The organism is Psychrobacillus antarcticus (genome assembly GCF_029533155.1).
Classification (GTDB): Bacteria; Bacillota; Bacilli; order Bacillales_A; family Planococcaceae; genus Psychrobacillus; species Psychrobacillus antarcticus.
Window position 1 is genome coordinate 17,646 of record NZ_JAIZDB010000003.1, and the last position, 20,771, is coordinate 38,416.

The following is a 20,771-nucleotide window of genomic DNA, read 5'->3' on the forward strand; positions in this document are numbered from 1 at the left end:
AATGGAGGAGAAAGCTAATGAATCTGCATCTGAAGGAAGTTTTAGAAACAGAGAGAACTATTTTAAAAAACCTCTTTTCTTTATATCTACATGACCTTTCAAGTTTTACTTCCAACATAGATATAGGAGAAGACGGTAGCTTTGAATATGATGGGATAGATGAATTTTGGGAAACAGAAGGATTGTCCCCATATTTTATCATTTCAGAGAAAGACATTATTGGTTTTATACTACTAGTGGAAAGACCATTCCTAAAAAAAGATTATGACTTCGGCGTAAATGACCTTTTTGTATTAAATAAATACAAAGGTAATGGATTTGGCAGACAGGCAATAGTGGAACTATTCAAAGTTAAAAAAGGGAAATATTTTGTTATAGAATTAGTGGAGAATAGTCCAGCTGTTTCCTTTTGGAAAAAGATATATTGTGAGATGAATATTCAGTTTGAGGAAAGACAAGATGTAGTGGATGATGATCATTGCTTTATTCAAACGTTTATAATCGGGTAGCATTAGTGCAACAAGGAAAAAAGATGATTAAACTGATTTCAAGGGAAGCTACAACTTCAAGAGAAATCACCTAGATATAATTACCAGGTTATTAACAGCGAGTGAAGGGTAATATGCTTCTATGAGAGGAAGATCTCCCTTCGTAATTCTCAGACAATCTTAATATAAATAGATTGGGCCCCACTGTTGAAGAAGTGGGGCTTTTTTTGTTGTATAAAACTATCTAATATTTGTAATATGTAAGATGATTTGGTTTCTATAAAAAAAAGCAAGTAGGAAATACCCCATTTGCTCAATTATTCATCATTTCTTTAGAAACACTCCAATGCATGTAGGGGATAATATTTTTGTTTAACAGTTTAACAAACTTTAATGCTCTGTCTATATCTGAAAAGTTTTTATCCAAATAGCTGTTTGATGACTTTAATATTTCTGTTGATCCATTAATATTTCGTATAATTAAGAACATATACAACTCCTTGTTATGACTTCAACAAATATAGTGCTGTAGCCTATTATTGCATGAAATCAGGAAGAGGGATACATTAACTGGAAAAAGTAAACAAAATGAAATAATATATCCACTTATTAGGAGGGAAGAAAAAGTTGAATTTAGCTATCGGAAATTTGAAATAAGTTTGGTACAGCAGAAAAAGAAATAATTAAGGTCTTATAATTCTTAACTCACTGTTCACATGCTCCCGAACGATTAGTAACTCAATAACATCTTGCGCTGAATAGGAATAAGAGGCATTCTCAGGAACAAGTTCATTGTAATGTCTAACAATATCGTTAAGCGTTTTAACATAAAAATTATTTAGGGTTAGTTCATATTTTACCAAAGTGTCCACCTTCTTCTTTTTATGAAGTATGAACCTAGTAAGTGAAATCTATTCAATGGGAAATCGGGAACTAAGTACCCTCCGTCATGATAGTCTTTGAATGATCAAAATCGTATCAATATAATATTCTGCAGCTGTATCGCCATCTTCCGTACCTTTTGTAAGCCAATATTCGAAGATGCCTAAAAAAGCAGAAGCAGCAAAAGGAGCTACATATTCCTTTGGAGGTTAATTTGCTATAGACTGATGATCAGCATCTTTTGATAAAAATTGATCGACAAAAATTTGGCGCAATGTCCTAGCAAATGCATCGTCACTGTGAGGAGAGAGGAACGTGTTAAAAACTTTTTGATGATATTCAATATATTGAAATACACTTTTCGAAAAGGTAGATATTGCTCCACGCGCTTCTTGCAGAACGCTATTAGGTGTTAAATGTAAGATTTTCTCTGATAATTGAGTGATAAGTTGCCCTTCTATTTTACTTAATAGATCAAATTTATCTTCATAATGGTAATATACAGTTTCACGATTCACTTGAGCGATAGTAGCGATTTCACGAATCGTAATTTTTGAAAATTTTTTTTCTAAAAGTAAATCAATAAAAGCATTTTGAATGGCATTTTTTGTTTTTATCTTCATTTCATAGTATATAGTCATTGTTTTCTCCTTTCAAACCATCCAACATTGTGTTCGATATTGCTTATTACTTAAGCATTGCCGAAATATAATCTATAGTTAGAAATTAAAAATAATATTTAAGGGGAAATGAATACTACTATCAAAGAAACAATCGCTTATTTTATCTGCTGCTATAACTATACTTCTTATTATGATTGGTAAAAGTTTTATATTAAATGAAAGTGTCAAACACTATCTTATCATTTTTATGTTTGTAGGATTATGTCTCGCTTTGCTACGAATAGGTGTAAATAGTGCTATTAAAAAGATTAAAGGGAAGCATATCGGCATTAAGATACTATTTTTTACAGTCTTACTTAGTTTCGGACTACCTTTTCAAAACTGGTTTCGAAAAAATGTAATTTTTTTGATGGATTCAGAATATATTTTGCCATGTATTATTACAACTGCCGCTAGTGTATTTGTCTTTACAATTTTATTTGGTTTAATTTTTAAAAAAGCTAAAAAAGATGAATTTATTTGAATACATGCGTAGAATAGGAATTACAAGTCCCGTAATATAAAGGGAAAATGAACATAATGGAAAGTAGGAGATTATATGAATGCATACGATGAGTATATGAAAGGTATTGTAGGGCCGATGCGAAGTGAATTAACGGGGGCTGGTTTCAAAGAGCTTACAACTCCTGAGGATGTACAAGAACATATGTCTACAGCAAGTGGAGTTTCTTTAATCGTCATAAATTCTGTATGTGGCTGTGCTGCTGGCCTTGCTAGACCTGCAGTTGTTCATGCTTTAAATGAGTTAGAAGTTAAACCTGAAAACTTAGTAACCGTATTTGCTGGACAAGATCAAGAGGCAACTGCAACCATGCGTGGATATTTTGGAGATGTTCCGCCAAGTTCACCGTCAATTGCCATTTGGAAAGATGATCAGTTAGCTTATTTCATCCCACGTGAGCAAATTGAAAGCAACTCGATGGAAACGATTAAAGATCATCTATCTGGAGTTCTATCACAAGTCGTTTCTTCATGAACACTGTAGTAACAACTGCTGGAAGAACAAATGAAGAATATATTTTAAAGGCAAGAGAGATTTCTAAACGTTTAAATTTACCATACTTAAAACGTCAGAAGAAATCTGTTTCTACCATACAACTTGAGCAGCAAGCAAATGTGCTCATTGTAAGCAAAGAGAGATTGGAACTGTATATATACGGTTCCACTTCTCCTTTTTTCTTTCACCCTAATTCTGCTGCTTTTCGTATGAAGAGGCTACTAAATGGAGAGCAAGATTCATTTTTAGAAGCTGTAGGATTAAATGAGGGAGATCACTTTTTAGATACGACAGCTGGTCTTTGCTCAGATAGCATAATTGCAGCATATGCGGTAGGAGATTCAGGCGTTGTACATGCATGTGAAAAAGAGCCACTTATCGCGTATGTGGTAGAGGTAGGACTAAAAAATTATGAAACGAATCATGAGGCATTACTAAATAGTATGAGTAATATCCAACTAATCCATCAAGATGCAGTGGACTATATGAAACCTATGCCTTCTAATTCCTATGACGTTGTTTATGTCGATCCAATGTTCGATGAAATAATTGAGGAGTCTTCCAATTTTCAAGCATTAAGAGAAGTTGGTGTTCAAGATTCTTTAACTGATGAGTGGGTGGCAGAGGCAAAACGACTTGCGAGAAAAAGAGTTGTTTTAAAAGCACATTTCCGTTCCCCATTATTTGAACAATTTGGATTTAAACGAGAAATTAGATTATCTTCCAAATTTCATTATGGTGTGATTGATTTATAATATATTAATTAATAGTATTCGTTATTTATTGGAAATGAAAAGAGAATCATGACAATTGCCATGATTCTCCATGTAACTTTTACATCAATCCGTAAAGTTAAGTGATGTTAGATATGCTAATAAAAATAAAAATCCGATACCAATGATTAATCCTGAGTCCATCGTGATTTTCCTCCTTTATTCAAAAACCTATATAGATTGTTTATATATTTTATTGTACAATGAAATGTATGAAGATGAAACCTTTAGTTCCGCAAAACGTTTTAATAGATGGAAGAGTTTTACTAAAAATGACCAGTATTGAAGGTGAATAGGATGAAAAAATGGTACCAAAAGTCAATAATCATTACTGTTGCATTACTAACGTTTGGTCTAATATCTCCTAGTCATTTCATATGGGAGCAAATATTAGATAATAAAAGTACTTCTAGAGCTATTTCTACTGAAGCGAATGACTATGAACAAGTAACCTTTACAGATGAATCCACCGTTTTTGAAGACATGACAGAAGTTGCCAGAGAACAAGCTTACATAAAGTTTGGAAATCGAATAGGACCAGTCATTCAACATGAATTTGATGATGTTATATTTCCGAAGATGCAGGAGGTAATTGATATGACAATTGCTAAAGCATCCAATCAGGAAGTAACTCGGTTAGCTATTTCGGAGCAACCATCTGGAGATTATAACGAAAAGATTTTTAATATTTATAATGAATCTACAAAAAAAGACTTAATCCGTTTTCATGTTAGAACGGACAAAAAACCACAAGAGGGGTACTTTTTCAACTTCCATTATCACCTGGCGGAAGATAAGTATTCTAAACATTATGTGCTAGGTGACATATATTGGTCCAAAAATACACCACCAAAATGGCTCTCTTAGTGAGAGCTTTTTTGATTTAAAAATGAAAAGAGTGATTTGACATGGAACAGTACCTTACTTTGTGTAAGCATATTATGAATAGTGGAATTGAAAAAGGAGATCGGACTGGAACTGGCACAAAAAGTGTCTTTGGCTATCAAATGCGCTTTGACCTATCTGAGGGTTTCCCACTTCTTACAACGAAAAAGACAGCTTTTCGTTTGGTTGCAACGGAACTTCTTTGGTTTTTAAAGGGTGACACAAATGTTAAAACACTTATTCAAGCGAATAATCATATTTGGGATGAGTGGGCATTTGAAAAATGGGTAAACAGTGAGGAATATACTGGACCTGACATGACAAGTTTTGGAGTTCGAGCAGCAAAGGACCCTGATTTTAAGAATATAGTGCAACAGCAGATGGATATATTTTGTGAAAAAATCTTAATGGATGATGCTTTCTCTGATAAGTTTGGCGAATTAGGTCCAGTTTATGGCCGTCAATGGAGATCATGGCCGTCTAAGGATGGACAAACGATTGACCAATTACGAAATGTCATCGAGCAGATTAAGAAAAATCCTGACTCTAGAAGACATATAATCACTGCATGGAATCCAGCAGAGGTAGATGAAATGGCTTTACCTCCTTGTCACGCCTTCATGCAATTTTATGTGGCAAATGGGAAGTTGTCTTGTCAGCTTTATCAACGTAGCGCTGATGTATTTCTAGGTGTCCCCTTTAACATTGCCTCTTATGCATTATTAACCCATTTAATAGCAAAAGAATGCCAGTTAGAAGTTGGAGAATTTGTACATACTTTAGGAGACGCTCATTTATATGTAAATCATATGGATCAGGTGACAACTCAATTAGAAAGAGATCCACGTGCTTTACCAAACCTTCTATTAAACGACGAAAAAGAGTCTATATTCGATTTTGAAATAGAAGATATTAAGTTAGATGGCTATAATCCACACCCGAGAATTAAAGCACCAATTGCCGTATAATTAAAGGAGGAAGTACATGATATCACTTATTGTTGCACATGATCCTAACAGAGTCATCGGATTTGAAAATAAAATGCCATGGCATATTCCGGGAGACCTTGCATATTTTAAAAAAATGACGATGGATAAAGCAATGGTAATGGGAAGAAAAACGTTTGAATCCATTGGCCGGGTATTACCAGGACGTAAAAATATTATCGTAACTAGAAATGACGATTATCAAGTAGATGGCGCTGAGGTAGTGACGGATTTAGTAAAGGCAATCGAAATCGCATACGCACACCATGAGGAAGTAATGGTAATAGGTGGCGAACAAATTTTTCGTGCGATTTTACCTAAAGCAGATAGACTTTATATCACATTTATTCAAGAAAATTTTGAAGGGGATACTTTTTTCCCTCCATACGGCGATGAATGGCTGCTAGTAGAAACTACGGAAGATATGCAAACTCCAGATGATATTAAGTATGTTTATTTGGTGTATGAAAGAAGAATAAGTGAATAAGTGGATAAGTGGACTTATAAATAGTAGGAAAAATAATAATAATTATGTCCAAAAACGTTCAAATCAATATTATAGCCACATACACTATAAGAGTAGCGCGAAATAATTTATATACACTAGTAAATAGTTTACAGAACGCCGTTATTCTTCTTATAATAGTATTAATTAGGAAGGAAGGGATAACACATGCCGAAAGTTCACATTGTGACTGACTCTACAGCGGATTTAACAGCATCACTGATAGAACAATATAATATACATGTTGTACCTTTGACCATCCAAATCGATGGTGAATCATTTACTGACGGAGTAGATATTAATGCAGAAGAATTTTTAGAAAAGATGGCAGTGTCTAAAGAACTACCAAAATCATCCCAACCATCATCGGGGGTCTTTAAGGAGTTATACGACGAGCTTGGTAAAGATGGTTCTCACATTATCTCTATACATATGACTGGTGGCATGAGTGGAACTGTAAAATCAGCACAGGCTGCAGCCGAGATGTCAGAATCAGCTGTTACAGTAATCGATTCGAAATTTATTTCCTTTGCATTGTTGTTCCAAGTAGAGGAAGCGGCTAAAATGGCTTACAATGGCGAAACAAAAGAAGCAATCATTCAAAAAGTAGAAGATATTCGCAAAAATTCTAATTTATTTGTAGTGGTAGATACTTTGGATAATCTTGTTAAAGGTGGACGAATTGGAAAGGGAAAGGCAATGCTTGGGTCTTTACTTTCTATTAAGCCAATCGCCAGTTTAGCAGGTGGCGAATATACACCAATTGCAAAAGTAAGAAGCCATAAACAAGTTGTCAATTATTTATTTGACCGATATATAGCAGATACTAAAGGAAAAGTTGTCAAAGCAGTAGGTATTTCACATGCAAATGGTTTGTCTATGGCCACTCCTTTGATGAACCTCATTAAGGAATCAGGTTTCCTAGATATCCAAGTTTCATTTACATCACCTGTCATTAGTACGCATACAGGACCTGGAGCTATTGGATTTATGTATATGACTGAATAGTAAAAGGCAGGGAGGAACACTTCCCTGCCTTTGTTTTACAAAAAGGAGTTTCTAATGAAATACTTAATAATGATTATTAGCATTGTTTTTCTAGTAGGATGTAATTCCAATGATATGGTAGAAGTCAGCTTTTCGGAAAAACAGGAGGTTCTATTTGAAGATTATGTTATTCCTTTTCACTTTTTCCCGAGAACAATCGAAGTAGTTGGACTTGGGGATTCCTTGACAAAAGGTGTAGGGGATGAATTAAAGCGGGAAGGTTATCTAGGGCGTCTGCAGCTACATTTTTCCCAATATAAAGGAATAAAAGACGTTCCATTAACCAATACTGCAAAAAGAGGTCGCAGAAGCGATCAATTGTTAAGGATGTTAAAGAATGACGAAATTGATCACCAAATCCAAAAAGCCAATATCATTACATTGACCATTGGTGGAAATGATATTATGAATGTTGTTAAGAAAGATTTGTTTAATCTAAAAGTAGAGACATTTGAAAAGGAATTAGAAAAGTTTGAAAGAAATTATGACCAAATACTTCAAGAGATTCGGGAGATTAATAGTACCGCTCCGATTATTATAATAGGTTTATATAATCCTATTACAATTGTCACAGATGAAAAAAGTGAGTTTGATCAAATATTAAACAATTGGAATGAAACCATACAAGAGGTGGCTTTTAGTGATAGCAATGCTTGTTATGTACCTATCGACCATCTTTTCGACACCAATGTAAATTTAGTTTATCATACGGACTTCTTCCATCCGAATAGTAAAGGTTATCAACTTGTCATTGAAGAAATAGTAAATTCAATGCAGAAATGTGGTTTAATAGATGTGGATAGTAGGGAATTGTTGTTTTAAGGAGTGGATGGTATGAATAAATGGAAAATCGCATTTTTTTTATTAGTACTAATAATCGTCGGCAGCATTGGAACCTTCATTTATTGGATAACCACTCCTGTTGAGTCTGTAAGGATCGAGGAAACTAGCACACCTCTAGAAGGCAATGTGTTGACTGTAAATGCTACAAAAGAGGATTTTGAAGCTATTGCAAATACGTACCTGAAAAAAGCAATCGGTGGAAAACCTCTTCCACTTCAAATATCAGTAGATGATCAAGTTGTTCTAACATCGGAATTTACTGCTTTTTCTATTAATTTGCCAGTAAGAATGTTTTTTGAACCTTATGTAGAAGAGAACGGAAATATTCGATTAGAGCAATCATCTGTTCTAATTGGACCACTAAAAATGGATCCAGAAACGATTCTAAAGCTACTAAGGGATTCAGTGGAGCTTCCTTCTTGGATGGTTGTAAACCCTGCAGAAGAGGAAGTTCTCATCCAGTTGTCCGATATTCCGATGACCTCAGGTGTTCATGTCCGAGCAAAAGAGTTGAATTTAGCAGAGGATATCATTACGCTTGAAATTGTAATACCAAAAGAATAGGGGGCGAAACAATGGAAAAAGCAACTTTTGCAGGCGGCTGTTTTTGGTGTATGGTGAAGCCTTTTGATTCGTACGATGGAATTGAAAAAGTAGTTTCTGGATATACGGGTGGACATGTAGTTAACCCAACATACGAACAGGTTTGTTCTAACGCAACGGGACATTATGAAGCAGTACAAATCACTTTTGACCCAGCCGTATTTTCTTATGATCGTTTATTAGAAATTTTTTGGCTCAATATAGATCCAACTGATGATAATGGTCAATTTTTTGACCGGGGTTCTTCCTATCAGACAGCCATTTTTTATCATACAGAAGAGCAAAAAGAACAAGCTATCTCGTCGAAGGATGCTTTAGATGCTTCTGGAAAATTTAATGTGAAAATTGCAGTGAAAATACTTCCTGCTGCTGAGTTTTATCCTGCAGAGGACTATCATCAAGATTATTATAAGAAAAACCCTGCACACTACAATGGATATTTCACGGGTTCAGGTCGAGCTGCATTTGTTGACAGTATGAAGGAGGGGCTATAAATGAAAGAGAACTTAACAGAAATGCAATTATACGTGACACAACAAAACGGTACAGAACCACCATTTCAAGGGGAGTATGATAAGCATTTTGATGAGGGGATATACGTGGATGTAGTATCTGGGAAACCATTATTTCATTCCAAGGATAAATATGATGCAGGTTGCGGTTGGCCAAGCTTTACTCGTCCCATTGAAGAACATGAGGTGTTAGAAAAATTCGATGACACGCATGGTATGAGAAGAGTGGAAGTTCGAAGCAAAACTGCCGACTCTCATTTAGGACATGTGTTCCCAGATGGTCCTAAGGAGGAAACAGGTCTACGGTACTGTATCAATTCCGCCGCACTCCGTTTTGTTCCAAAAGAAAAATTAGCTGAAGAAGGCTATGAAGATTATAGCAAAATGTTTAAATAGATGAGTAAGTAAAAGGGAAGTGGATAAACCTAATGGCTTCCATTACCTATCGCAAACATTAAAATGTAAGATCAAACGACTTTTAAATTGCATAGCAATTTATAGTCGTTTTCTTATTGATATAAAACGACTTTCGTCCATTTGAAATTTGCATTTGCATTGTAGATTCTACCCTAAATTGTAAGGTTACAACAGCTGGTGTATGATTAAATTGTAATGTGCATTTTTGTGTGCCAAATGTTAGACGAACAATTAAGAAATATAATTTTTTTATTTGATTAATTTTTCCTAATATTTAATTTATAGTAAATATAGAGATTGTAAAACATTACATATTAACTATTGTGCTGTTTTAGTTCAATAAGGGGGATATCAAAAATGGAAAAGAAGTATAGTAAGTACTCTATTATTCTAATTGTCGTTGGGATTTTTATTGCGTACATGATTTTTCCACCTATCAATATAACTTTTGGAAAGTGGTCTATGATAGCCATACCCATCGGTTTTGCTATCTATTTAACGGGTATCACACTTGGAATTATCGCTTTCATTAAGAAGGAAAAAGGTATTATTAAATATATTTCGTTAAGTTCTATTTCGTTAGGTGTTTTATTTGTTGTATTCCTCTCTTATATATTCAGAGGAGAAATCTAAGTAATGTAAAATAAGCTTCATCTTAATTATTCAACTAACGTAAGCATTTAGTTGAACCATTCGGGCTTTTACGGGAAGTTTGCTACTGCCCGTTAATGCAGGACAAGGGACTTCAATAGTTACTAGTGCTCAGATATAGTTTACTTGCTCTCAACGGTGATTTACTTGCTTACTGGGAAATTTTTCGAGAGTCTTCTGTAAAAATCCTTTCAATTGAAATATTAGAATTAAAAAATGGTTGGTCATGACGAAAGTCATAACCAACCATTTTTATTGATAAAGGATATTAAAGTTTAAATTCATTTACCACTTTACTTAATTCATCTGCTTGGTGGGATAATTCTACAGCAGAAGCATTAATTTCTTGCATGGCAGCAGATCCTTGTTCAGCAGCAGCAGCGGAAGTTTCCGTATTAGATGCTGTATTTTCTGCAATTTGAGTAACTTCTATAAACGATGCTGCAGCGTCTTGACTAAAGTTAAGCGTTTCTTCAATTTGTTTTACCATTTTATCAATAATAAAAATCGTTTCATTTGTTTGATTCATAATTTGGTCTAGTGAAGCATTCGTTTCATTTGCTACTTCAACGCCACGAATAACATTTTCAACGCCCTCATGATTTTGTTTGATAATGGAAGTAACTTCAGATTGAATAGAAGTAACAATTCCTGTAACTTCTTTTGCAGCATTTTGGGATTGTTCCGCAAGTTTTCTTACCTCATCTGCAACTACTGCAAATCCTCTCCCATGTTCACCTGCACGAGCAGCTTCAATTGCAGCATTTAATGCTAATAGGTTCGTTTGTTCCGCAATAGTTGTGATTGTTTTAATAATAGAAGTAATTTCTTTTGATTTGGTTCCTAGAGATTGCACTGTTTGAGTTGTATTTGCCATTGTCTCCTCGATACTCATCATGACTTTAGACGAATGTTGAACAGATTCTCCACCTTTTTGTGCAGCCTCAATCATATGATCCGTAGCTTCTTTTACTGCCTGAGCGTCATTATTTAAATACCTTGTAGCTTCTTCTAAAGAATTCATTTTTTGTATTGCTGCTGTCATACTCTTCAATGTTTGATCACTGCCAGCAGCGATTTCATTCGTAGAGTCAGCGATAGATTGGATGGTTAATGCAGTGTCATCTGATGAAGCCATCAATTCTTGTCCACTAGCCGAAACATTCAAAGTAAGCTCTCTAACTCTTCTTACCAGGTCAGCTATAGATGCTATTAACACATTCGTACTATTTGCAATCTCAGAAAACTCATCCTTGGATCTAACTTTTACTCGTCTCGTTAAGTCTCCGCCAGCTTGTGCTATATCTAAAATAGAGCGATTAATAGCATTCGTGTTACGTTTGATAGAAGAGAATAAGAAAATACCGAAAGATAAAGTAAGAATGACTGAGAAAGCGGTTAGGGCTATAAATAAAATAAGAGAAGTGTTATTTTCTTTCTTCAATAAAGCAATCTGGTTTGCATTATTCTTATTAAGAAGTTCATTCATTGCAGTTGTATGTACATCTACATAATTCATTGCAGTTTTACCGTTTCCAGTATTGATTAACTTTTGAGCTGATTCTAGACCTTGATCATCGCGAATTTTGATTACGCGTTCAGAGTATTGTAAATAAGTTGTGAAAAACTGGTCAATATTTTTGATTTTTTGTAATTCGTCTGGACGATTTTCATACGTTTTATATAGTTCTTTGATGTTTGTAATAGTTGATTCTTTATATTTTCTATAGCTTGTCATATAATCATTCTTACCGGTGATTATATAACTTTGCTCTGCATTTGCGAGTTTTGCAATTTCCGTAGAGATTTGGTTCACCATCATCTGTTCTTTAATGTCTACATTTGTAAATTTCTCTAATGCTTGTTGTGCGGAAAACATTTTGGTAGAAGTAAGGACAAGCATGGATATTAAGACTAAAATAAGAACGCTGAAAATTATAAGAACTCGACCGCGAATAGAATGAAAAAACTTGGCCTTAGTTGCATATTTTGGTTTTAGTTGTTTATCCGTCTTTCCACCTTTTTTGAATAATGAAAACTTACTATTTTTGGGGGTAGTTTCTTCATTCTTCTTAGCCTTTATTTTAGAAATATTCATTGACTTAAATTTCTTTGTAATATTATTTCTCAATGGTATCAATCCTCTCAATCTGTCAAACTTGTATTATTTTTAATTTTACTTGTTTTAGGTTGAATTATCTACACTTTTTTGAATATTATAAGTCTTCAGGACCAAAGGAGGAATAATCTTATGCGACAATCGTTTTATTTATTTGCATTAAAATTTCGCAGGGGTCAAAAGGAAGATGAAAAGGCAATATTTGCTAATAGCATGTTTGACCATCATGATTTTCCAAAAGCAGAAACCTCTTTTAATAAGATTTCGTTATATATTGAAGAGCTTGCAGATCCGAATATGCCTGCAACAATCTTTGATGAAATTTGGGAGTATTATCTGGAAGATTCAAAGTAGCAAGTTCATTGCAATTGAAGGAAAAAAACGGTATCATTAAGCCGAAACGTATTAGAAATGAGGTTATTTAAATGAGTATTCATATTAGTGCTAAAAAAGGTGAAATTGCAGACACAATTCTACTTCCTGGAGATCCATTACGTGCAAAGTATATTGCCGAAACATTCTTAGAGGATGTTGTTCAATATAACGAGGTTCGTAATATGTTTGGATATACGGGAACTTATAAAGGAAAACGTATTTCTGTACAAGGTACAGGAATGGGAGTGCCTTCTATATCAATTTATGTGACTGAATTGATGAGTGAGTTTGATGTACAAAAGTTAATCCGAGTTGGAACATGTGGAGCAATCCAAAAAGATGTGAAAGTTCGTGATGTAATTCTTGCGCAAAGTGCATCTTCAGATTCATCTATGAACAAAGTTTTATTAGATGATATAAGTTTCGCACCAACTGCTGACTTTGACTTGTTATACAAAGCGTATAATGCAGGTAAAGAAGCTGGGTTGAATTTAAAAGTTGGTAATGTATTTACAGCTGATTTATTCTACAATGATAACGCTCAAAATGAAAAGTGGGCTGAATACGGAGTTCTAGCAGTAGAGATGGAATCTGCAGCATTATATACACTTGCTGCTAAATTCGGACGTCAAGCATTGTCTGTCTTAACAGTTAGTGACCATATTATCACAGGGGAAGCTACTACCTCGGAAGAACGTCAAACAACGTTCAACGATATGATAGTTGTAGCACTAGAAGCAGCAATTCAAGACTAATACTTATTTTGGGCTTTGAAATAGACTGTCATGTATATGACAGTCTATTTTTTAAAATAATGCGATGACTTAAAGTATTGAATACTACATATAATATGAAGGAAAGTTTTACTGAAAAGGGTGAAAGAATTTGGACGAACAAAAACAAAATAATGAAGAAGAGATAACAGAAGTAAAACCCGCATCAAAATATATAAAAATAAAACCTTTTGTTTTCCTACTAAGTACTTTTGCCCTAGTCGTGGCAACTGCAGCAGTTACCATGATTGCATTAACTTGGGGTGACGAAAAAGCTGTTAACGGAAACACAGTTAGTCAGGTAGAGCCGTCCAGAGTTTTCTAAATTGTATTTGGCATATGATAAATTAGAGGAAGAATACTATAAAGAGGTCAATGAAGAGGCAGTCATTAATGGGGCTATTAACGGGATGATTGATGCTTTAGAAGATCCATATTCTGACTATATGGACCAAGATGAGGCATCACAATTCAATGAAAATATTTCTTCTAGCTTTCAAGGTATAGGTGCAGAGATTCAAGAAAGAGATGGTGTTATAAACATTGTTTCTCCTATCAAAAACTCACCTGCTGAAAAAGCTGGATTGATGCCCAATGACCAAATCATAGCAGTAGATGGAAAAGATATTAAAGGATATAGTGCTTCTGAAGCAGTATTACTTATTCGAGGTAGTAAAGGGACAGAAGTAACTTTGTCTATACAACGAGGTACGAATGCTTTAATGGAAGTAACAATTGTACGTGACGATATTCCGATTGAAACAGTTTATGCAGAAATGTTAGATGATCAAGTAGCTCATATTATTATATCCAGTTTTTCTACAAACACATACGATGAACTGCTAACTGCAATAGATGCAATGGAGAAAGCGGGCATGAAAGCATTAGTACTTGATGTTCGCCAAAATCCTGGTGGCCTTCTATCTTCTGCAATCGATATTTCTAATCTCTTTGTTAAAGCAGGGGAAAACATTCTACAAATTGAAATTCAGGATAACAAAGAGGTAACTGTTGCTACGCCTGGAACTCGCGTCGATGTACCTGTTACGGTAATCATTGATGAGGGTAGTGCATCAGCATCAGAAATTCTAGCTGGCGCTTTAAGTGAATCGGCTAATGTTCCATTAGTAGGTACAAATTCTTTTGGTAAAGGGACTGTCCAAACAGTGAATGACTTACCAGATGGTTCAAACATTAAAATCACAACTGCCAAATGGTTAACGCCAAATGGAAATTGGATTCATGATAAAGGAATTCTACCAGACCATGTAGTGGAATATCCAGCATATTCGATGTTACCACCTTTGGATACTACTGTAACTTTAAAAATAAACCAATCATCTGAAGCAGTTCAAACTGCAGAAGAAATGCTGCAAGCGGTAGGATATGATGTAGGTGTAGTAGATGGTAACTTTGATGATCAGATGAATGCTGCTGTGAAGAAGTTCCAATCAGACAATAAACTTGCTGTATCTGGAGATATTGATGGAGAAACGTCCTATCAATTGATGGATAAACTAAGAGCGAAAATCTTAGAAGAGGATCCACAGTTATTAAAAGCGCAAAAAGTAGTAACGGATTTGTTAAACAAATAAATAGTTGAAGGAGAGCTGGCCTTTTGGTCAGCTTTTTCAACGATATAAAGGGAGTTAAACTATATGATAGATGTCTATCTACTAAGTGGATTTTTAGGAAGCGGAAAAACGTCTTTATTATCTCATTTAATTGGACAATTGAAAGCAGAAGGGCTAAAGCCAGCTGTAATCATGAATGAATTAGGGAAATTACCTTTTGATAGTAGATCAGTGGATGATGATGTTCCGATAAAAGAAATGCTGGAAGGGTGTATTTGCTGTACTGGTGCTGAAAAAATGGAAGCACAGCTACAAATGTTACTAGAAGGAGAAGAGTTTGATATACTATTAATCGAAACAACAGGTGCCGCTCATCCTGTTGAAGCAATGGATGCAGTTTTATCTCCTTACTTTGCTAGTAGATTAAATATGAAGGGTATTATTACAGTGGCAGATTGCAAAAGATGGATCGATAGAGACAAAATGTCCCCTCAGACACGTATGTTATTTATGGAGCAAATTAAACATGCGCATTTAATAGTAGCAAATAAGGTAGATCTTCTGTCTGATGATGAAGTAGCAACGGTAACGATGCAAATTCAAGGATTAAATAGTCACGCTCCTATTATCCAGACGTCAAATGCTAAATTGCCGTTAAAAATGATAACCAACTTAGAAGCTACTTATTATGGTCAAGAGGTCAAACAAGCGGCCTTAGGAAAACAACTTTCATTATCTTCCCGTTTACACACTTTTTCAGAGCCAGTTGATAAGGAAGAGTTTGAACAATGGGTTAAAGAACTACCAGATACTATTTATCGTATGAAGGGCTATGTCCCGTTAAAAGGATCTAAAAATCCTTTTCTGTTTCAATATGCATACGGGATGGTTCAGTGGCTTCCGGAATACATTAAAATGCAGCCTCAGATTGTTATTATTGGAGAACGAGTGGAATCCATCACTGTGATAGGTAATAATCCAGTTGATTAAAGCGTTCCAATTACTTTATCAAAACCGTCAGTCAGTTAGTAATATTCAAGCCGAAGAAGAGATCAGAGCTTTCATTCATTCGGAGTTATTAGATGAATTTACTCACCCAAGAGCGAGGTTAGGGATTGAAAAAAAATATAGTTTAGCCATGTATCGTATTAAAAATAGTAAGTTATCTGACCAACAGCAGAAATTGATGATTGAGCTATATAAGGAAGAATATAAAAAACTGTCAACCGGTTATAAAAGCTAATATTTTAGTAAAGTGGTTAAGTTATCCAAAAATCTTTACTAGATTTGTAGATTTAAAAGAAAAGAAAATGTAATTGGTTTTGTTGGAGGATTTTATGTAAAAATTTCATTCTATTTTGTGTTTACAATAGGGGAGCACAAAAGAAGGAGGAAATGAAACATGAATAAAAAACATACGATTATGGCTGGAATTTTAGCTAGTGGATTATTAATCTCTGCAAATACAGCTAGCGCATCTATGAATACTGAGTTTTCACCAACTACTTCCGAGGCAAAAACATCCGTCTCATACAAATGGGAAGCTCCAAATAGCTTTAACTATAATGTGAAATGGGATTCCAACATGCAAGTAACATTTGCAAAGCTTCTAAATCTTACAGATGTATCTAAGATTATAAACCAAGTAGAGAAAAAACCAGTAGTTATAGATAAAGATGAAAAAACTCCACTTCCTGTAGTTGAGAAACCAGCGGAACCAGTACAAAAACCAGAAGTGGTAACTCCGGCTAAACCAGTAGAAGAAAAACCAGAAGTGGTAACTCCGGCTAAGCCAGTTGAAGAAAAACCAGCAGTAAAAGAGCCAGTAGCACCAGTTCAAGAACCAGTAGTTCAAGAACCAGTAGTACAAAAGCCAGCACCTGAAGTGAAAGAAGAGGTTAAAGTTACTTCTGAAATTCAACAGGTTGTGAACTTAACAAATCAAGAACGTGCAAAGGCTGGATTGCAAGCACTTCAAATTGATACAAAACTTACTCAGTCAGCTCAAGCAAAATCTCAAGATATGAAAAATAAAAACTATTTTTCTCATACAAGCCCAACTTACGGATCACCATTTGATCAAATGAAGTCAATGGGAATTACGTATAAATCTGCTGCAGAAAACATTGCAATGGGTCAACGTACCCCTGCGGAAGTTGTAGAAGGATGGATGAATTCCCCAGGTCATAAAGCTAACATTATGAATGCTTCATTTACACATATCGGTGTAGGATTATCTGATAGTGGATATTATTGGACACAACAATTCATTGGTAAATAATTAATACACAAAAAGCGACGCATTTGCGTCGCTTTTTTGAATTTATATGAATTTACCAGCGGCAACCTAGGATGTGCGTCTTGTAAGCTGTAGGAGCGTAGTTATTGAGCGATAGCGACGACAAACACATCCAGGAACGATTCTGAGCAAGCTCGTGTAGAATGATCTTAATAGATCTGTTTCTTCTTAGTAGACGGCTACTTGCGTTTGATTGGCGAATACTATCGTTCATGCTTCGATTACTTGCGCTGCTCAACAGGTTACTGGCGGTTACTGTTCATTTACCCGCGCTTAGAGATGATATACTTGCGAAACGGAAAAAATATACATTATCAGCGGGCGTCTTGTATACAGATAATGCAATAATACGTCATTTTAGAAAGTGAATTCTAATTTGCTAGCGGTTCCTAGGATGAGCGCCTTCAAAGCTGCAGGAGCGCGAAGAATGAGACGTCAAAAGGGATAGCGACCATCCTTGAAGGCTCATGCGTAGCTTGTGGCTGCGCATATCCGTGTAGAAAACACTCTTTTTATCTCCTTCTGCAGTAAGGAGTTTTATTATCAAATATAATATCACTGTTTCTTCATTTTCTTCTGTAAATAGATGAGCCGTATAGTAAGCGTGATAGCCCCTATAGACAAACCTACGATCAATCCAATCCAATAACCAAAGCGCTCAAACGAAGTGTAATTAGCTAAGGCATACCCAGTTGGTAAACCAATTATCCAGTAAGAAATGATAGCCATGATAAATGTTATTGTCACATCTTTATAACCACGTAGTGCTCCTTGCACAGGTGCCTGAATGGCATCAGATAATTGGAACAATGCGGCGAAGAAGAAGAATTGGACGGTCAATTTGATGACATAAGGATCATCCGTATACACAGAGGCAATTTGCTCTCTAAATAACAACAAAATCGAAATAGAAATTAAACTAAAACATATGGCTGTTACAACACTTAACCAACTATATACTCGCGCATCTGCGTATCGTTTTGCCCCAATTTCATATCCTACTAAAATCGTAGCTCCCATTGCGATGCTCAGAGGGATCATATATAGCAAAGAGGTGAAATTCATTGCTATTTGATGAGCCGAAATCACTTCGGTTGAATAAACACTCATTAGTATGGTGACAGCCGAAAATATAGTTGTTTCTGCAAAAAGAGATAACCCAATGGGTACGCCGATTTTCATTAGTGTACGTATTTTAATGAGAGATGGTTTGGTCCAACTGTAAAATATTTTTAAATCTGCAAATGGTTTAACCCTAAGAACGATAATAATGGCGATCAATAATATAAGCCAGTATGTAATTGCCGAGGCTAGTCCTGCGCCGACTCCACCTAATTCTGGGAAGCCTAGTTTCCCATATATGAGTATGTAATTTAATACGATGTTAATAGGCGCAGACAATAGGATGATGAACATGGAAACTCTCGTTTTTCCTAACGCGTCGATAAAAGATCGTAACACACTATATAAAAATAATGGAATGAGTCCAATACTCAGCATGAACAAATAATTCTTTGCTACTATGCGTACACTAGGTTCAAGGGGTATTGCATTTAATACTGGATCTATGAGCAGAAAAATACCTATAAAAACAATAATAGCTAGGACTATTCCAATATAAAATCCCTGTTGTACAAAGGTACGTACATCTTTATTCTTTTTTGCTCCTATTAATTGTGCTACAATTGGCGTAATGCCTATTAATATACCGGTTAAGGCGGTATATACAGGTACCCATAAAGAAGAACCAATCGATACACCAGCTAAATGGGCAATACTATATTTACTTGTCATTAAAATATCAAAGAAGGTCATTAAATAGAGTGCAATCTGTGTGATTAATATGGGTAAGACGATTTTAATCATATACTTACTTTTTTCTGGTAGAGTTCTCATTTCGTACATGTTGGCATACATCCTTTAAAGTTATAAATTAGTTAGGAGATTATTAATGAATAATAACACAATAGTATTAACGGGTGGAGGAACGGCTGGTCATGTTTCATTAAATGAAGCCATAATACCCGAGTTAATAAAGAAAAATTATACGATCCATTATATTGGATCGTATAATGGGATAGAAAAAACAATCATCGGAGAGAGGTTTCCTGAAATACCTTATCATTCTATTTCAAATGGGAAGTTAAGAAGATATTTTTCACTCAAAAACCTTTCCGATCCATTTAAAGTACTGTATGGTACATTACAAGCTCTATCCGTATTGAAAAAAGTGAAACCTTCCATTGTATTTTCAAAAGGTGGTTTTGTATCTGTTCCTGTCGTACTTGCAGCAAAACTTTCGAATATACCAGTAGTGATTCATGAATCTGATCTAACCCCAGGGCTAGCTAACAAAATAGCTTCGTCATTTGCTGAGCATATTTTCACCGTTTTTGATGAGACAGTAAAACACTTGCCAGATAGTAAGGCTTCAGCTATAGGTGCTATATTACGTCCTGATTTATTTCAAGGGGATGAAAAATTGGCAGAACAATTAACAGGTTTTGATGCAAAGAAAGCAACGATTGTAGTTATGGGCGGAAGTCAAGGCTCTGCGAAGATAAATGAAGTCATCAAACAAAATATGGAGCAACTAACAAGCAGATTTCAGCTGATCCATCTATGTGGAAAAGGAAACAAAGATGAATTTTTAGTTGGGAAACCAAATTATATAGCATTTGAATATGTCACAAACGAATTACCTCATTTGATGAAAATGTCTAATTATGTAATTAGTAGAGCTGGCTCCAACTCTATCTTCGAGTTTCTAGAATTAAAAAAACCGATGCTACTTATTCCATTATCTTTACAAGCAAGCAGAGGGGATCAAGTATTGAACGCTAAATATTTTGAGAAAAAAGGTTATGCATATGTACTAGAAGAGGAAAATCTTACCGCTACTACTTTTATGGATTCTTTTAATCGTATGGTAGATGAAAAGGAAGACATGATCGATCGTATGTGCGAGGTTAACCCATCTAAAACGCCCGAGCAATTCGTTGATCTATTATTAACTTACCAAAAATAAGAAACACGATTGTACAATAAATGACGTTGGTGAAAGAAAACCCCCATCTCTTTTAAACGAGATGAGGAGGATTCTCACTAACGTCATTTTTTATAAATACATCGGACAAAGTAGTCCTGCCCCTCTGATTTCCGTTCCGAGCGGACACTTTCCGCGGGCACGTCCTCAGCCTCCTCGTCGCGAAGTTCACGCTCCTATGGGGTCTTCGGCTCGCGTTGTTTCCGCAGGAGTCGCCGCTCTGCACTACAATCATCTTGAAAGTGTAGGAATCATAAATTCAATACAAATAGAAAACAAGTGGGATTCCCTGTAGAATAAAAGTCGACCAAAA

General features: G+C 35.2%; 22 protein-coding genes and 1 pseudogene. 19 read left to right on the forward strand and 4 right to left on the reverse strand.

Annotation, left to right across the window (positions count from 1 at the left end):
- Positions 1-17 precede the first annotated feature (17 nt).
- Positions 18-509 (forward strand): GNAT family N-acetyltransferase, encoded by a 492-nt coding sequence (locus tag LDK52_RS02235; RefSeq protein ID WP_277584326.1) that lies wholly within the window; start codon positions 18-20, stop codon positions 507-509.
- Positions 510-1,171: 662 nt separating this feature from the next.
- On the opposite strand, the gene LDK52_RS02240 is transcribed toward LDK52_RS02235, so the two are convergent.
- Together LDK52_RS02240 and LDK52_RS02245 are read right to left on the reverse strand one after the other, a co-directional pair.
- Entirely contained in the window at positions 1,172-1,351 is a 180-nt protein-coding gene (locus LDK52_RS02240) for a hypothetical protein (protein ID WP_277584327.1), read from the reverse strand.
- A gap of 228 nt (positions 1,352-1,579) precedes the next feature.
- Positions 1,580-2,011: a TetR/AcrR family transcriptional regulator gene (locus LDK52_RS02245; RefSeq protein WP_277584328.1), complete on the reverse strand. Its 432-nt coding sequence runs from the start codon at positions 2,009-2,011 to the stop codon at positions 1,580-1,582.
- A gap of 580 nt (positions 2,012-2,591) precedes the next feature.
- On the opposite strand from LDK52_RS02245, the gene LDK52_RS02250 reads away from it, so the two are divergent.
- From LDK52_RS02250 to LDK52_RS02300, 11 genes are all read left to right on the forward strand, one after another.
- Positions 2,592-3,029, forward strand: a complete 438-nt coding sequence (locus tag LDK52_RS02250; RefSeq protein ID WP_277584329.1) for a BrxA/BrxB family bacilliredoxin — start codon at positions 2,592-2,594, stop codon at positions 3,027-3,029.
- Positions 3,026-3,805: a class I SAM-dependent methyltransferase gene (locus LDK52_RS02255; RefSeq protein ID WP_277584330.1), complete on the forward strand. Its 780-nt coding sequence runs from the start codon at positions 3,026-3,028 to the stop codon at positions 3,803-3,805. The genes LDK52_RS02250 and LDK52_RS02255 overlap by 4 nt, the downstream gene beginning before the upstream one ends.
- Before the next feature lie 315 nt (positions 3,806-4,120).
- Complete coding sequence (locus LDK52_RS02260; RefSeq protein WP_277584331.1) at positions 4,121-4,690, forward strand: YpjP family protein; 570 nt, start codon at positions 4,121-4,123, stop codon at positions 4,688-4,690.
- Between the two features lie 41 nt (positions 4,691-4,731).
- A complete protein-coding gene (locus LDK52_RS02265) occupies positions 4,732-5,676 on the forward strand; it encodes a thymidylate synthase (RefSeq protein WP_277584332.1) in 945 nt (314 codons plus the stop codon).
- Positions 5,677-5,692: 16 nt separating this feature from the next.
- Positions 5,693-6,181 (forward strand): dihydrofolate reductase, encoded by a 489-nt coding sequence (locus LDK52_RS02270; RefSeq protein WP_277584333.1) that lies wholly within the window; start codon positions 5,693-5,695, stop codon positions 6,179-6,181.
- A 186-nt stretch (positions 6,182-6,367) separates the two neighbouring features.
- A complete protein-coding gene (locus tag LDK52_RS02275) occupies positions 6,368-7,207 on the forward strand; it encodes a DegV family protein (RefSeq protein WP_277584334.1) in 840 nt (279 codons plus the stop codon).
- Between the two features lie 54 nt (positions 7,208-7,261).
- Positions 7,262-8,068 (forward strand): GDSL-type esterase/lipase family protein, encoded by an 807-nt coding sequence (locus LDK52_RS02280; protein ID WP_277584335.1) that lies wholly within the window; start codon positions 7,262-7,264, stop codon positions 8,066-8,068.
- A gap of 12 nt (positions 8,069-8,080) precedes the next feature.
- Positions 8,081-8,653 carry a YpmS family protein gene (locus tag LDK52_RS02285; protein WP_277584336.1) on the forward strand — a complete coding sequence of 191 codons (573 nt, stop codon included), beginning with the start codon at positions 8,081-8,083 and terminating at the stop codon, positions 8,651-8,653.
- 11 nt (positions 8,654-8,664) lie between these two features.
- A complete protein-coding gene (gene msrA / locus LDK52_RS02290; RefSeq protein WP_277584337.1) occupies positions 8,665-9,186 on the forward strand; it encodes a peptide-methionine (S)-S-oxide reductase MsrA in 522 nt (173 codons plus the stop codon).
- Positions 9,187-9,600, forward strand: coding sequence for a peptide-methionine (R)-S-oxide reductase MsrB (gene msrB / locus LDK52_RS02295; RefSeq protein WP_277584338.1), 414 nt, complete (start codon positions 9,187-9,189; stop codon positions 9,598-9,600).
- A 378-nt stretch (positions 9,601-9,978) separates the two neighbouring features.
- Positions 9,979-10,254, forward strand: coding sequence for a hypothetical protein (locus tag LDK52_RS02300; RefSeq protein ID WP_277584339.1), 276 nt, complete (start codon positions 9,979-9,981; stop codon positions 10,252-10,254).
- A gap of 286 nt (positions 10,255-10,540) precedes the next feature.
- On the opposite strand, the gene LDK52_RS02305 is transcribed toward LDK52_RS02300, so the two are convergent.
- On the reverse strand, positions 10,541-12,403 hold the full coding sequence (locus LDK52_RS02305; RefSeq protein WP_277584340.1) for a methyl-accepting chemotaxis protein: 1,863 nt from the start codon (positions 12,401-12,403) through the stop codon (positions 10,541-10,543).
- A 120-nt stretch (positions 12,404-12,523) separates the two neighbouring features.
- Here LDK52_RS02305 and LDK52_RS02310 point away from each other — a divergent pair, with 120 nt between their 5' ends.
- The 6 genes and pseudogenes from LDK52_RS02310 (at position 12,524) to LDK52_RS02335 (ending at position 17,394) form a co-directional block, all read left to right on the forward strand.
- Positions 12,524-12,745 (forward strand): YozE family protein, encoded by a 222-nt coding sequence (locus LDK52_RS02310; protein WP_277584341.1) that lies wholly within the window; start codon positions 12,524-12,526, stop codon positions 12,743-12,745.
- 71 nt (positions 12,746-12,816) lie between these two features.
- Positions 12,817-13,521 (forward strand): purine-nucleoside phosphorylase, encoded by a 705-nt coding sequence (gene deoD / locus LDK52_RS02315; protein WP_277584342.1) that lies wholly within the window; start codon positions 12,817-12,819, stop codon positions 13,519-13,521.
- A gap of 130 nt (positions 13,522-13,651) precedes the next feature.
- Positions 13,652-15,134: pseudogene (locus LDK52_RS02320) on the forward strand (S41 family peptidase).
- A gap of 63 nt (positions 15,135-15,197) precedes the next feature.
- Complete coding sequence (locus LDK52_RS02325; RefSeq protein ID WP_277584343.1) at positions 15,198-16,103, forward strand: CobW family GTP-binding protein; 906 nt, start codon at positions 15,198-15,200, stop codon at positions 16,101-16,103.
- Positions 16,096-16,356, forward strand: a complete 261-nt coding sequence (locus LDK52_RS02330) for a hypothetical protein (RefSeq protein WP_277584344.1) — start codon at positions 16,096-16,098, stop codon at positions 16,354-16,356. The genes LDK52_RS02325 and LDK52_RS02330 overlap by 8 nt, the downstream gene beginning before the upstream one ends.
- A 159-nt stretch (positions 16,357-16,515) precedes the next feature.
- Positions 16,516-17,394 (forward strand): CAP domain-containing protein, encoded by an 879-nt coding sequence (locus tag LDK52_RS02335; RefSeq protein ID WP_277584345.1) that lies wholly within the window; start codon positions 16,516-16,518, stop codon positions 17,392-17,394.
- A gap of 573 nt (positions 17,395-17,967) precedes the next feature.
- Here LDK52_RS02335 and LDK52_RS02340 read toward each other — a convergent pair.
- Positions 17,968-19,317, reverse strand: coding sequence for an MATE family efflux transporter (locus LDK52_RS02340; protein ID WP_277584346.1), 1,350 nt, complete (start codon positions 19,315-19,317; stop codon positions 17,968-17,970).
- A 46-nt stretch (positions 19,318-19,363) separates the two neighbouring features.
- Here LDK52_RS02340 and LDK52_RS02345 point away from each other — a divergent pair, with 46 nt between their 5' ends.
- On the forward strand, positions 19,364-20,440 hold the full coding sequence (locus tag LDK52_RS02345; protein WP_277584347.1) for an undecaprenyldiphospho-muramoylpentapeptide beta-N-acetylglucosaminyltransferase: 1,077 nt from the start codon (positions 19,364-19,366) through the stop codon (positions 20,438-20,440).
- Positions 20,441-20,771 lie beyond the last annotated feature (331 nt).

Bases quoted from the DNA above. Each gene is read 5' to 3' on its own strand.
- LDK52_RS02300 (WP_277584339.1), top strand. From the start codon at position 9,979: ATGGAAAAGAAGTATAGTAAGTACTCTATTATTCTAATTGTCGTTGGG.
- LDK52_RS02325 (WP_277584343.1), top strand. From the start codon at position 15,198: ATGATAGATGTCTATCTACTAAGTGGATTTTTAGGAAGCGGAAAAACG.
- LDK52_RS02275 (WP_277584334.1), top strand. From the start codon at position 6,368: ATGCCGAAAGTTCACATTGTGACTGACTCTACAGCGGATTTAACAGCA.
- LDK52_RS02250 (WP_277584329.1), top strand. From the start codon at position 2,592: ATGAATGCATACGATGAGTATATGAAAGGTATTGTAGGGCCGATGCGA.
- LDK52_RS02255 (WP_277584330.1), top strand. From the start codon at position 3,026: ATGAACACTGTAGTAACAACTGCTGGAAGAACAAATGAAGAATATATT.
- LDK52_RS02335 (WP_277584345.1), top strand. From the start codon at position 16,516: ATGAATAAAAAACATACGATTATGGCTGGAATTTTAGCTAGTGGATTA.
- LDK52_RS02245 (WP_277584328.1), bottom strand. From the start codon at position 2,011: ATGACTATATACTATGAAATGAAGATAAAAACAAAAAATGCCATTCAA.
- LDK52_RS02345 (WP_277584347.1), top strand. From the start codon at position 19,364: ATGAATAATAACACAATAGTATTAACGGGTGGAGGAACGGCTGGTCAT.
- deoD (WP_277584342.1), top strand. From the start codon at position 12,817: ATGAGTATTCATATTAGTGCTAAAAAAGGTGAAATTGCAGACACAATT.
- LDK52_RS02340 (WP_277584346.1), bottom strand. From the start codon at position 19,317: ATGTACGAAATGAGAACTCTACCAGAAAAAAGTAAGTATATGATTAAA.
- LDK52_RS02235 (WP_277584326.1), top strand. From the start codon at position 18: ATGAATCTGCATCTGAAGGAAGTTTTAGAAACAGAGAGAACTATTTTA.
- msrA (WP_277584337.1), top strand. From the start codon at position 8,665: ATGGAAAAAGCAACTTTTGCAGGCGGCTGTTTTTGGTGTATGGTGAAG.
- LDK52_RS02265 (WP_277584332.1), top strand. From the start codon at position 4,732: ATGGAACAGTACCTTACTTTGTGTAAGCATATTATGAATAGTGGAATT.
- LDK52_RS02270 (WP_277584333.1), top strand. From the start codon at position 5,693: ATGATATCACTTATTGTTGCACATGATCCTAACAGAGTCATCGGATTT.
- LDK52_RS02310 (WP_277584341.1), top strand. From the start codon at position 12,524: ATGCGACAATCGTTTTATTTATTTGCATTAAAATTTCGCAGGGGTCAA.
- LDK52_RS02285 (WP_277584336.1), top strand. From the start codon at position 8,081: ATGAATAAATGGAAAATCGCATTTTTTTTATTAGTACTAATAATCGTC.
- LDK52_RS02280 (WP_277584335.1), top strand. From the start codon at position 7,262: ATGAAATACTTAATAATGATTATTAGCATTGTTTTTCTAGTAGGATGT.
- msrB (WP_277584338.1), top strand. From the start codon at position 9,187: ATGAAAGAGAACTTAACAGAAATGCAATTATACGTGACACAACAAAAC.
- LDK52_RS02260 (WP_277584331.1), top strand. From the start codon at position 4,121: ATGAAAAAATGGTACCAAAAGTCAATAATCATTACTGTTGCATTACTA.